The sequence below is a fragment of the Streptosporangium sp. NPDC005286 genome (genome assembly GCF_040607515.1).
Lineage (GTDB): Bacteria > Actinomycetota > Actinomycetes > Streptosporangiales > Streptosporangiaceae > Streptosporangium.
Genome location: NZ_JBEXGU010000090.1, coordinates 24,393 through 36,757 on the forward strand (window position 1 = coordinate 24,393; position 12,365 = coordinate 36,757).

Below are 12,365 nucleotides of genomic sequence, written 5' to 3' on the forward strand. Positions count from 1 at the left end.
CCGGCGTCTGGAAGGACCTCACCGACAACGTCAACTCCATGGCCAACAACCTGACCTACCAGGTCCGCAACATCGCCGAGGTCACCACCGCCGTCGCGTCCGGCAACCTGACCCGCAAGATCGACGTGAACGCCCAGGGCGAGATCCTCGCCCTGAAGACCACCATCAACACCATGGTCGACCAGCTCTCCTCCTTCGCCTCCGAGGTCACCCGGGTCGCCCGCGAGGTCGGCTCCGAGGGCCAGCTCGGCGGCCAGGCCCGGGTCGAAGGCGCCGAGGGCATCTGGAAGCGCCTCACCGAGAACGTCAACGAGCTCGCCGCGCGCCTCACCACCCAGGTGCGTGCCATCGCCGAGGTCACCACCGCCGTCGCCACCGGTGACCTGACCCGCTCCATCACCGTCGACGCCGAGGGCGAGATCGGCGAGCTGAAGGACAACATCAACATGATGGTGGCGGTGCTGCGCGACACCACCACCGCCAACCAGGAACAGGACTGGCTGAAGTCCAACCTGGCGAGGATCTCCCGCCTCATGCAGGGCCATCGCGACCTGATGGAGGTCGCCAAGCTCATCATGAGCGAGCTGACCCCGCTGGTGTCGGCCCACTACGGCGCCTTCTATCTCGCCGAACCCACCGGCGACCACGACCTGCACCTCATCGCCGGATACGGCGTACGCTCCGGCAACGGCCCCCGGCAGCGGTTCGCCACCGGCGAGGGCATCGTGGGCCAGGCCGCGCTGGAGGGCAGGGGGATCATCCTCGGCAACGTGCCCGCCCGCTACCTGACCGTCGACAGCGGTCTCAGCACCTCCACACCCGCGCAGATCGTCGTGCTGCCGGTCCTGTTCGAGACCCAGGTACTCGGTGTGCTGGAGCTGGCCTCGTTCAGCGAGTTCAGCGAGATCCACCACGACTTCCTGAACCAGCTCGTCGAGACCATCGGTGTCACGATGAACACGATCATCGCCAACTCCCGCACCGAGGACCTGCTGACCGAGTCGCAGCGTCTCACCACCGAGCTGCGGGAGCGTTCCGACGAGCTCCAGCGCCAGCAGGAGGAGCTGCGCCGCTCCAACGCCGAACTGGAGGACAAGGCGGCGCTGCTGGCCAAGCAGAACCGGGCCATCGAGATCCAGAACTTCCAGATCGAGCAGGCCCGGCGCACGCTGGAGGAGCGCGCCGAGCAGCTCGCGGTCTCCTCGCGCTACAAGTCCGAGTTCCTCGCCAACATGTCCCACGAGCTGCGCACCCCGCTGAACAGCCTCCTCGTGCTGGCCAAGCTGCTCACCGAGAACGCCGACGGCAACCTCACCGCCCAGCAGGTGGAGTTCGCCAGGACGATCCACGGCGCCGGGTCGGCCCTGCTCCAACTGATCAACGACATCCTCGACCTGTCGAAGGTCGAGGCGGGGCGGATGGACATCCATCCCCAGCAGATCTCCCTGCCCAAGCTCGTCGACTACTTCGAGGCCACCTTCGCCCCGCTGGCCCAGGACAAGGGCCTGTCGTTCACCGTCGAGGTCGACCCGTCGATACCGCAGGAACTCCGCACCGACGAGCAGCGCCTCCAGCAGGTGCTGCGCAACCTGCTCTCCAACGCGATCAAGTTCACCCCCAAGGGCGAGGTACGGCTGCGCGTGATCCACGCCGGTCGCTCCGTCGCTTTCGTGGACGACACCCTGCGCGGCGCCGACGGCATCCTGGCCTTCGAGGTGGTCGACACCGGCATCGGGATCGCCTCGGACAAGCTGGAGGTCATCTTCGAGGCGTTCCGCCAGGCCGACGGCACCACCAGCCGGAAGTACGGCGGGACGGGCCTGGGCCTGTCCATCTGCCGCGAGATCGCCCGCCTGCTCGGCGGCGAGATCCACGTGATCAGCAAGGTCGGCGAGGGCAGCACCTTCACCCTCTACCTGCCACCGTCCTACGGCGGTCCGTTGGCCTCACGGGACGGCGGGGCGAGCGCCCCCAGTTCCTCCCCCCGCAACCCGGCGCTCATCGGCGTGCTCGAAGGCTCCGGCGACCTGCCGGAGCTGGTGCGGGGCGACGACATGCCCCTGCCGCACTTCCCCCCGCAGGGCGAGGGCAAGCCGTGGAAGGGCGACGACCCGCTGACCGGGGCGAAGATCCTGATCGTGGACGATGACATCCGCAACGTGTTCGCACTGACCAGCGTGCTCGAACGCTACGGCTCCACGGTGATCTACGCGGAGAACGGCCGCGAGGGCATCGAGCAGTTGGAACGTAACGAGGACGTCGCCCTCGTCCTGATGGACATCATGATGCCGGAGATGGACGGCTGGGCCACCACCTCCGCGATCCGCCGGATGCCCCAGTTCGCGGACCTGCCGATCATCGCGCTGACCGCTAAGGTCATGCGAGGCGACCGGGAGAAGAGCATCGCATCCGGCGCCTCCGACTACGTGCCCAAGCCCGTAGACGTCGACCGCCTGCTGGAACGGCTACGCGGCTGGCTGACCAGGGGCAAGCCGGCCGGTGACTCCGACGAAGGCGTGTGATCGATGCCGGATAGAGCCAAGATCCTCCTGGTGGACGACCGGGAGGAGAACCTGATCGCGCTGGAGGCCATTCTCAGCTCGCTCGATCTGATACCGGTCCGGGCGAAGTCCGGGGAGGAGGCGCTGAAGGCCCTGCTCGGCACGGAGTTCGCGCTGATCCTGCTCGATGTCCGCATGCCGGGCATGGACGGGTTCGAGACGGCGGCCCACATCAAGCGCCGCGAGCGCACCCGCAACATCCCGATCATCTTCCTCACCGTGGTCGACAGCGCGCCCGACTACGCCTTCCGCAGCTACGCGGCGGGCGCCGTCGACTACCTCACCAAGCCTTTCGACCCGTGGGTGCTCCGGGCCAAGGTCGCGGTGTTCGTGGAGCTCTACAACATGAACCGCAGGCTGGCCGAGCAGGCCGCCATGCTCCGCGAACGCCTCTCCGCCGAGCTGCCGCCCGGCGAGGCGGACGAGCAGGCGACCGTGCTGCCCGAGCTGTCCAAGCGCCTGGCCGCGGTCGAGAACGAGCTCGCCCGGGTCACCGAGCTGGCAGGCAAGAACGGCGCCCCCGGCCTCGTCGGCCCGATATCCGACCTGACCAACCGCCTCAACCACCTGCGCGCCGGCTTCGACGCCCTCACCTGACCGCGCCCGCCGGCCCGCCCGCGGGCGGCACCCTCACGGACGTCACCCCCGGGCATCCCCCGCCCGGGGCGGCCCGCCGGCCACCGCGTCTCACCGTGTCCCCGCGGCGCGCGCCGCCCGCCGGCCGCCACGGAGGGAGAACACGATGAAGGATCCGGCCAGGCATCCGACGGCACCGGCGGCGAGGAGCCACGCGCTCGAATACTGGGAGTCGTGCTCCTCCAGGTCGGCCTCGGCGAACCCCGTGTACCGGTCAGCTTCCCGGGTCAGTTCGTCGTGCCGCCCGGGGTCGGTTTCCTTGACGGCCCCCGCCTCGCTGAGCAGCCCGGCCACCTTCTGAAGGTGCCCGTCAATCCGTTCCTGCGTGGCGCTCGCCCGCAGGAACACGAACCCGCTCAACCCCGCCAAGAGCAGGGCCACGACCAGCAAACCCGCCCCGAACCATGACTTCCGCTCCATCGTTTTCACGAGAGGGGACGGTAGTCCGGGGTCCAGGCCGATCACACCCGCCGTCAGGGGGACCTGGTGTCCCCCTCCTGGTTGACCCGCGACCAGACGCCTCCCAGTTGATACCCACCATCGCTGGCATCGCCCACCCCGGATCAGACGAGAGCCAGCCTCGATGCCTGCTCAAAGGCGCCGCGAAGACCCAGGAGACTGTGGCGTTCAGCGGCGGGCGCGCTCCAGGGCGTCCCAGAAGCCGCGGCGCAGGGCGTGGCGGACCTCGTCGTGCAGGAGGAAGTCGATCGGCAGCGAGGAGCCCTGGAGCAGCCGTGCCTCCAGATCCGAGGGCATCCGGGGCTTACGGGCGAGAACCGCCTCCAGCCACAGGGCGGGGGCGTCCTTGGCGACGGACTCGCCGAAGTCGTGGCCTTCCTTGTGCGCGGCCTTCACCGCGTCGGAGAGGGTCGTCGCGGCACCGTTCCCGGTGCTCTGCACCGGCACGGGGGCCGACTGAGGACCGGTGTAGGCGCCCATCTGCGACGCCTGGTAGCTCGGCATGCCGCCGGTGTTGCCCAGCGAGTACTGCGGGGCGGGCTGCAGCGGGCCGGTCGAGCCGTTGACGGCCGCGTGCGACGGCGTGGGAGCGGGCGAAAGCGGCGGCGTCTGGAGGGGCGGGGCGGCCGGTGTGACCGGGGTCGCCGGCGACTCCTGGGTGTAGCTCGGATAGGCGGAGGGCAGCGCGTGCTGGGCATGGGCCGCGCGGGGTGTCTGGACCGCGGGGACCGGGCTGGTGACCGGGCTGCTGACCGGGCCGGCCACCGGGGAGCCGTTGCTGCCGCGAGTCGCGACGGAGTGGCCGTTGGTACCGTGCTGGTGGCCGTTGACCGCCAGAGGAGGCGCCTCGTCGCCGATCAGGCTGACGTGCGGCCGCAACTGGCCGGCACCTATCTCGATCAGGTCGTCGCACTCCTGGCGGAGCGTGCGGGAGACGGCCCAGCTGCCGTCGGCGCTGATGTGCACCACGGTGACCCGGATACCGAGATCCTGGGCGTCGCAGACGACCTGCGCCAGGTCCTCGTCGCCGCTGACCACGACCGCGTCGCAGACCGCGCCGTTGCGGGCCAGCGTCATCAGGTCACGGTGAACCTGGGCGTCGACGCCCTCGCGGCGGCCGGGGCGGATGCGCGACAGGCGGAGCTTGAGGCCGGGGATGTCGGCCAGCGTGTCGTGCTCGGGAGTACGCCGGCCCTCCACCGTCGCCTCGTACCAGTAACAGCGGAGCAGCGGCAGGCCGGTGCGCTCTCTCGACAGCTTGTTGAGCAGTTGGAGCAGCCCTGGGTAATCCCAGGAGACCGCCTCGCGGTGGCGGGTTCCGTGCACCGCCATCGCGCCGTCGGACAGCAGGTAACCGGCGTCCACGAACAGCGCGCAACGATCCACCTGACACCGCCCTTCCTACGTGGCCCGATCCTCTGGCTCAGACAAGCCCGAAAGAGCCCAGACAGACGGCCCTTCCTCAGGGTAATCAAGCGGCTGACCATCCGAGGGTGAATCCCGACGATTCCACCCGCGCTCGACCATACGCCGGACCGTTTACGCAGACCGTACCAGTTTGTCCCGTTCGTCAACCCCCTCTGCGGGGTGCTATACGTCATCCGTCTTCGAGGTCCCGCACCGCGTCCGTCGTACCGGAGGCCCGGCCTTCTCGAACGCGCCTCACGGAGCGGTCCGCACGCTCACCGCCGCCACGCCGAAAAGCAGGACGTCCTGGTGCGTGCTGAGCTCCAGCACCGGGACGCGGCCGAGGCGTGCCCGGAAGCGGTCCACGTCCGTGCCGAAGGTCGCGCGGGCGCCCCTCGCCCCGGTGGCGGATCCGTCGAAGGGATTGCGCGGATCCCGCTCCCCTCCGGCGGGCCGGAGGGTCCGGCCACCGAGCCTCACCCGATCACCCGCGACGCCCGCGTCACCCTCCCAGGTCACCAGGGCCACCTTCGCGGGCGCGTCGGCGGGCGTCAGACCTCCGAGCGGTATCCGCATCGAGCGATGCCCCCGCTCCAGCACCGTCGCGGTGTCGAGCACGACGGTCTGGCTGTACGGCCTGCGCGGGTCGGCCACGATGATCACCAGGCTCCACCCGGCATGGCGCGAGACACCCGGCCTTATCGAGGCGTCGGCCACCCAGTACGTCCCGCGTGCCCTGCCCAGCAGCCGCGTCACATCGGCGAACGCCTGGTAGCCCCGCCCCACGGGCAGCTCTCGCTCCACCACCCGTGCGGCCCTGACCTGCCGGTACTCCGTCTCCCCCGGAACCTTGAGCTTGATCCGCCCGCTGGGGGGCGCGCTCGCCGACCAGTAGAGTCCCGCCCAGACCACCTTGCCGGCCGCCGGCAGCACGAGCCGGGCGGCGCTCGACGAGCTCGTCGACGGATCCCCGTCACGATCGAGGGGACGCATCTCCCAGCTGTTGTTGTCGCGCCGGTTGCCCTGCCCCGCGCGGGCCGCCTCGCACCCGGGCTCCGAGGGCGCGCAGCTCAGCAGGGTGTTGCCGATCGCGGAGACGGCCACCCGGCCGTCGGTGGCGAACCGTGCCGGAGCGCCCTCCGCCCGTACGCCGCTGCGCGACCTGGCGGCCACCCGCGTCCCCGCCGTGGAGACCGTGACCGAGGGCGCCGCCCCGTAGGGCGCGTCGTCCGACACCAGGACTCTCAGGAAGACCGCCGTGGCCCGGCCCGCCGGCAGCGGACCGCGGACGCACCGGGCACCTCGCCGCCACGCCCGGCAGGACCAGCCGTCGACCGTGCCGACCGGCGCGACGGCACCGACGGAGTGTCCCCCGCGGGATCCGGACGGCAGCGTCACGCCTCGCGGTAGCCCGACGTAGGCGACGACCTCCTCGCTCTGCCCACGACCCGCGTTGCGCAGCCGCACCGCCACGATGCCGGCCTCGGACCTGATCAGGGCACCGAGCGCGTCGATCCTGGCCACCAGGCGGGGCGCGAGCCAGGAACCCGTCCGGCCGTCCTGCCCCGTTCCCGTCGGCCCCGGCCCGGTCTCGGCCGGCTCGCCGGCGCCGGCCCCGCCGCTCTCGCCTCCGGACGCCTTCGGCTGCCCGGAGAGTGTCGGTACGACGCCGGGGAGCGCCGGGGCCATGACGATCGGCTCGGAGGCCGCGTTGGGCGGGGGCGCGGGCTCTGAGCCCGGCACCAGCACGAGTGCGGCCACCATCGCGACCGCGGCGGTGACCGCACCGGCCGTGACGGCGCGCCGCACGGATCGGGGAGCCTGCCGCCAGCGGCCGGGCAGTCCGCCCCCCGTCGTGACGCCCATCCTGCCGAGCGCCGCCAGGTAGGCGGGGAACACGGGACCGACGATGAGCGGGCCGATGACGGAGCGGATGCTCTGGCCGATGCCGGTCAGCTCCGTGAGCACCGCGCGGCAGCCCGAGCAGCCCTCCAGATGCTCGTCCACGATCCTGCTCTGTTCCCTGGTCAGGCCGCCACGGATGTGGTGGCCCAGCCTGGCCAGTGCGGGCCGGCACTCGGGCGCGGTGGTCTCGGCCAGGTGGATGCGCAGGCACGCCTGGCGCATCCCCTCCCGCGCCCGGTAGGCGAGCGCGGCCGCGCCGTTCACCGTCAGGCCGAGCAGGAGTCCGGTGTCGTCGGGCCTGGCCCTCTCGACCTCGGCGTGCCACAGGACGAGCTGCCACCTCTCCGGCATGGACGAAAAGGCCCTGGCCACCGGCGAGCCCTCCAGATCCGCCGCGTCGGAGGTGTCGCCGACGGTACGGCGGAGGGCGGTGAGCAGGTGGACGCGGAACGCCTGCTCCGGGCCGTCTCCCTGGTCGATCACGTGGTGGACCGCCGCGAACGTCTCCTCGACGACGCCCTCGACCCCGCTCTCGACGGGGAGGAGCAGGCGGGCCAGCGCGTACGCCGCGGGAGCGTGCCGCTGGTGGAGCACCCGGTAGGCGGCCACGTCGCCGTTCCTGGCGGCAGCCAGCAGTTCAGCGTCGCCTTGAGATGTTTTCACACTCATTGTGACCTCACCATTACCCAGAGTTGCCTGCCGGATAATCCCGCAGTCCGCGCCGCGCGTAAACCCGGATCGCACTTTTGCCATCCGACGGCCGGATCGGCGCCGCTCCCCGGTGGCCCCGGATCGGGCGGCCTTCCGGATCGCCCTAACCTTGGTGCCATGAGCGATCGCGAGAACCTGCTGGCAGAGATCAAGGGCAAGGGCGTGGTGCACGGCAAGGTCGTGCTGTCCTCGGGCAGAGAGGCCGACTTCTACGTGGACATGCGCCGGGTGACCCTCGACGGGCAGGCGGCGCCGCTGGTGGGGCGGGTCATGCTGGACCTCACCGAAGATCTCGATTACCAGGCGGTCGGCGGGCTGACGCTGGGCGCCGACCCGGTGGCGACCGCCATGCTGCACGCGGCGGCCGCGCGGGGCAGGACGCTCGACGCGTTCGTGGTGCGCAAGGCGCAGAAGGCCCACGGCATGCAGCGCCGGATCGAGGGGCCGGATGTGGCGGGGCGGAGGGTGCTTGCGGTGGAGGACACCTCCACGACCGGCGGTTCCCCGCTGACCGCGGTGGAGGCGCTGCGCGCGGCGGGCGCCGAGGTCGTGGCGGTCGCCACGATCGTGGACCGGGGAGCCTCCCAGGCGATCGCCGACGCCGGGCTGCCGTACCGGACCGCCTACACCCTGGCCGACCTCGGCTTGGACTAGAGGATCGACCGGCGCCTCGCGGGCCTTCCCCGGAGGGGCCCTGTTCCGGTCCCCGGGGCAGGCCGCGGTGACCTTCTCCACCTCGCGAGGTGCCGTCCGGCCGATCCTCGCCACGGCGAGGATCCACAGCGCACTACCGGTTTCGGGAGACCGTGAACTCCTGGCGCTCCCCCGCCCCGCCGGGTGCCCGGACCGTCCCGTTCACCTGGACCCGGACCGCGGCCGAGTCGGCCAGCACGACGTCGACCTTGGGATCGAAGGACTGGAACTGCTCGCCCTTGGCCATCTCCCGGTCGAGCAGCACATCGCCCCCGGTGACCTTCAGGAAGACCGTGGGGCAGTGCTCCCGCAGGCACTCGACGAGGACCGTCGGCACCCGCTCGGCAGTGGCGGAGGCGGTCGAAGAGGCGTCCGCGGGCGACGTGGTGGTGGTCGGCGCGGCCGACGGGTCCGTCTCGGCGCCGGAGCCGAGACTGCCGATCAGCGAGAGGACCCCGATCACGATCAGGACGACGAACGCCAGCGCCGCCAGTCCGGCGAGGACCAGGCGGGCGATACCCATGGGGTCAGACCTGTGGCGTCCCACACAGTGGAGATTAGCGGTTCGTGAGGATATTTCACGACTGACCTGGCGAATCAGCCCCAAAGCCCCGAAATCCTAGAAGATCCCCTATAACCAACCAGGTCATACTGGAGATCCCGTACCGGCGAGCACCAGGAGTCCTCCGGAAGTTTCCTACCGGTGGGCGCCGAGACCATGCCGAGGACACATCCGTACGCCCCGAAGTGGTGGTGGAGCTATCCGGTTGGGAAGGAACCCGGAATACTGGCCCATGGGCAATGTCTTCATAGCCCCGTGCCAGCTGCCCACAGCCGTCTCCAGGAGATGACACGATGCCCATCGCGACCCCAGAGGTCTACGCCGAGATGCTCGACCGGGCCAAGGCGGGAGGTTTCGCCTACCCGGCCATCAACGTGACCTCGTCACAGACCCTCAACGCCGCACTCAGGGGTTTCGCCGAGGCGGAGAGCGACGGCATCGTCCAGGTGTCGACCGGCGGCGCCGATTTCCTCTCCGGTACCACGGTCAAGAACATGGTGAGCGGCTCGGTGGCACTGGCGGAGTACGCCCGTGTCGTCGCGGCCAACTACCCCGTGACGATCGCCCTGCACACCGACCACTGCCCCAAGGACAAGCTGGACGGTTTCGTACGCCCGCTGCTCGACATCTCCCTTGAGCGGGTGGCCAGGGGCGAGGACCCCCTCTTCCAGTCGCACATGTGGGACGGCTCCGCCGTGCCGCTGGACGAGAACCTTGAGATCGCCAGGGAGCTCCTGGAGAAGACCGCCCGCGCGAAGATCGTCCTTGAGGTGGAGATCGGCGTCGTCGGCGGCGAGGAGGACGGCGTCGTCGGCGAGATCAACGAGAAGCTCTACACCACCCCCGAGGACGCCCTCGCGACCGCCGAGGCCCTGGGCCTGGGAGAGCGCGGCCGCTACATGCTCGCCGCGACCTTCGGCAACGTGCACGGCGTCTACAAGCCCGGCCACGTCAAGCTGCGGCCGAGCGTGCTCAAGGAGATCCAGGACGCGGTCGGCGCCAAGTACGGCAAGGAGAAGCCGTTCGACCTGGTCTTCCACGGCGGCTCGGGCTCGCTGCTCGAGGAGATCCACGAGGCCATCGCCTACGGCGTGGTGAAGATGAACATCGACACCGACACGCAGTACGCCTTCACCCGCCCGATCGTCGACCACATGTTCAGGAACTACGACGGCGTGCTCAAGGTCGACGGCGACGTCGGCAACAAGAAGGTGTACGACCCGCGCTCGTACGGCAAGGCCGCCGAGACCTCGATGGCGGCGCGGATCGTCGAGGCCGCCCAGCACCTCAAGTCGGCGGGCACCAAGATCTCCTGATGACCCGGCGGCCAACGCAGACCGGAAATTCTCGGTAGAGACCGGGTAAAACCGGTCAATGTTCGGAGGGTCCCCGCCAGGTCACGAGATCGGCTTCCGGAAAGTCCCCGGGAGCCGATCTTGGCTTGGCGCGGGTTCACCAGATAGGACTGTCGCTATGGAATCCCACGAGAACCTTCTCGCCGGCCCGCCGCCCACCCTGCTCCCGGACCTGCCTGAAGCTCGACAGGCACTGGAATCCGGTGCCCAGCCATCCGACGTCGCCGCGCGTTTCCCCGCCTATCCGACCGCCTGGGCGGCACTCGCGGACGAGTATTTCGCGGCGGGACACGCCGTGACGTCGTACGCCTTCGCCCGCACCGGCTACCACCGGGGCCTGGACCAGCTCCGCAGGGCGGGCTGGAAGGGGCACGGCCCGATCCCCTGGGAGCATCTGCCCAACCAGGGGTTCCTGAGGTGCCTGCACGCACTGGCCCGCGCCGCCCAGAGCATCGGGGAGAAGGAGGAGGCCGAGCGGTGCTTCCAGTTCCTCAAGGACTCCAGCGCCGAGGCGTCCAAGGAGCTGACCGGCCGCTGATCCGGCCCTGATCCGCCCCTTGATCTGCCCGTGGGATCTCTCGCCCCGAGGTGGGAGATCCCCATTTCGGACGCCGTCGGGTATTCTCACCACGCAAGAGCCCCTGTAGCGATTGCGCCAGGGGTTTTCGTTTTTGCGGTGGGAGAATCACAATGCCGGCTGTCGTTCTCGTTGGTGCCCAGTGGGGCGATGAGGGCAAGGGTAAGGCGACCGACCTACTTGGTGATCAGGTCGACTATGTCGTCAGATACCAGGGAGGCAACAACGCGGGCCACACGGTCGTCATCGGCGACCAGAAGTATGCGCTGCACCTGCTGCCGACGGGAGTGCTCTCACCGAACGTCATCCCCGTGATCGGCAACGGTGTCGTCATCGACCCGGGCGTGCTGCTGAGCGAGATCGACGGGCTTGAGGCCCGGGGGGTCTCCTCCGAGCGGCTGCTGATCTCCGCCAACGCGCACCTGATCATGCCCCACCACAAGGCCCTCGACAAGGTCACCGAGCGCTACCTCGGCAAGGCCAAGATCGGCACGACCGGGCGCGGCATCGGCCCCGCGTACGGCGACAAGATCTACCGGATGGGCGTGCGGGTCCAGGACCTGCTGGACCCGGGCATCCTGCAGAAGAAGATCGAGGTCGCGCTGGGCGAGAAGAACCAGATCCTCACCAAGATCTACAACCGTCGGGTGATCGACGCGAACAAGGTCCTGGACGAGTATCTCGGCTACGCCGAGCGCCTCAAGCCGCACATCGCCGACACCTCGCTGATCCTCAGCAGGGCCCTGGACGAGGGCAAGGTCGTGCTGCTCGAAGGCGGGCAGGGCAACCTGCTCGACATCGACCACGGCACCTACCCGTTCGTCACCTCCTCCTCCCCGACGAGCGGCGGCGCCTGCTCGGGTTCCGGCATCCCGCCGACCCGGCTCACCCGCGTGATCGGCATCCTGAAGGCGTACACCACCCGCGTCGGCTCGGGTCCGTTCCCGACCGAGCTCGACGACGAGATGGGCGAGTGGCTGCGCACCACCGGCGGCGAGTACGGGGTGACCACCGGCCGCAACCGCCGCTGCGGCTGGTTCGACGCGGTCATCGCCCGGTACGCCACCCGTATCAACGGTGTCACCGACTACTTCCTCACCAAGCTGGACGTGCTGTCCGGCCTGGAGAGGATTCCCGTCTGTGTCGCCTACGAGGTCGACGGGGTCCGGTATGACGAGATCCCGATGACCCAGACCGACTTCCATCACGCCAAGCCGGTGTACGAGGAGTTCCCCGGCTGGCAGGAGGACATCACCGGCGCCAGGAGCTTCGAGGACCTGCCCGCCAACGCGCAGGCGTACGTGAAGGCCCTGGAGCAGATGAGCGGCTCCAGGATCTCCGCGATCGGCGTCGGCCCCGGCCGCACCGAGACGCTCCAGATCCACCCGCTGATCTAGGTCCGCTCCCGCCGAGCTCCCCCCCCGGGGGGGCGAGGGCCGGGTGGGCGGCCCACTGCAGGTGGGCCACAAACCCCTGGGGGTCGAAAAAGAAAAGATCCG

The 12,365-nt window shown here is 69.9% G+C and carries 10 protein-coding genes; 6 read left to right on the forward strand and 4 right to left on the reverse strand.

The genetic code is table 11. The features are described 5' to 3' along the window. Both ABZU75_RS27975 and ABZU75_RS27980 read left to right on the forward strand, forming a co-directional pair. Positions 1–2,522, forward strand: a 2,522-nt coding sequence (locus ABZU75_RS27975; RefSeq protein ID WP_355560209.1) for an ATP-binding protein, incomplete at its 5' end; no start/stop codon positions are given. Positions 2,523–2,525: 3 nt separating this feature from the next. Further along, positions 2,526–3,158, forward strand: a complete 633-nt coding sequence (locus ABZU75_RS27980; RefSeq protein WP_355560212.1) for a response regulator — start codon at positions 2,526–2,528, stop codon at positions 3,156–3,158. A gap of 90 nt (positions 3,159–3,248) precedes the next feature. Here the strand turns inward: ABZU75_RS27980 and ABZU75_RS27985 are convergent, their stop codons facing one another. The 3 genes from ABZU75_RS27985 to ABZU75_RS27995 form a co-directional block, all read right to left on the reverse strand. Next, positions 3,249–3,617, reverse strand: coding sequence for a hypothetical protein (locus ABZU75_RS27985; RefSeq protein WP_355560215.1), 369 nt, complete (start codon positions 3,615–3,617; stop codon positions 3,249–3,251). A gap of 207 nt (positions 3,618–3,824) precedes the next feature. After that, positions 3,825–5,042 carry an NYN domain-containing protein gene (locus ABZU75_RS27990; RefSeq protein WP_355560218.1) on the reverse strand — a complete coding sequence of 406 codons (1,218 nt, stop codon included), beginning with the start codon at positions 5,040–5,042 and terminating at the stop codon, positions 3,825–3,827. 276 nt (positions 5,043–5,318) lie between these two features. Then, positions 5,319–7,637, reverse strand: a complete 2,319-nt coding sequence (locus ABZU75_RS27995; RefSeq protein ID WP_355560221.1) for a zf-HC2 domain-containing protein — start codon at positions 7,635–7,637, stop codon at positions 5,319–5,321. A gap of 159 nt (positions 7,638–7,796) precedes the next feature. On the opposite strand from ABZU75_RS27995, the gene pyrE reads away from it, so the two are divergent. Continuing rightward, positions 7,797–8,333, forward strand: coding sequence for an orotate phosphoribosyltransferase (gene pyrE, locus ABZU75_RS28000; protein ID WP_350964082.1), 537 nt, complete (start codon positions 7,797–7,799; stop codon positions 8,331–8,333). A gap of 133 nt (positions 8,334–8,466) precedes the next feature. Here pyrE and ABZU75_RS28005 read toward each other — a convergent pair whose 3' ends face one another. Further along, complete coding sequence (locus ABZU75_RS28005) at positions 8,467–8,895, reverse strand: hypothetical protein (RefSeq protein WP_355560225.1); 429 nt, start codon at positions 8,893–8,895, stop codon at positions 8,467–8,469. Between the two features lie 332 nt (positions 8,896–9,227). Here ABZU75_RS28005 and fbaA point away from each other — a divergent pair, with 332 nt between their 5' ends. The 3 genes from fbaA (at position 9,228) to ABZU75_RS28020 (ending at position 12,263) form a co-directional block, all read left to right on the forward strand. Further along, on the forward strand, positions 9,228–10,250 hold the full coding sequence (fbaA, locus tag ABZU75_RS28010; protein ID WP_030916146.1) for a class II fructose-bisphosphate aldolase: 1,023 nt from the start codon (positions 9,228–9,230) through the stop codon (positions 10,248–10,250). Positions 10,251–10,407: 157 nt separating this feature from the next. After that, on the forward strand, positions 10,408–10,827 hold the full coding sequence (locus ABZU75_RS28015) for a DUF3151 domain-containing protein (RefSeq protein ID WP_030916144.1): 420 nt from the start codon (positions 10,408–10,410) through the stop codon (positions 10,825–10,827). 152 nt (positions 10,828–10,979) lie between these two features. After that, complete coding sequence (locus ABZU75_RS28020; protein WP_355560229.1) at positions 10,980–12,263, forward strand: adenylosuccinate synthase; 1,284 nt, start codon at positions 10,980–10,982, stop codon at positions 12,261–12,263. Positions 12,264–12,365: the final 102 nt, after the last annotated feature.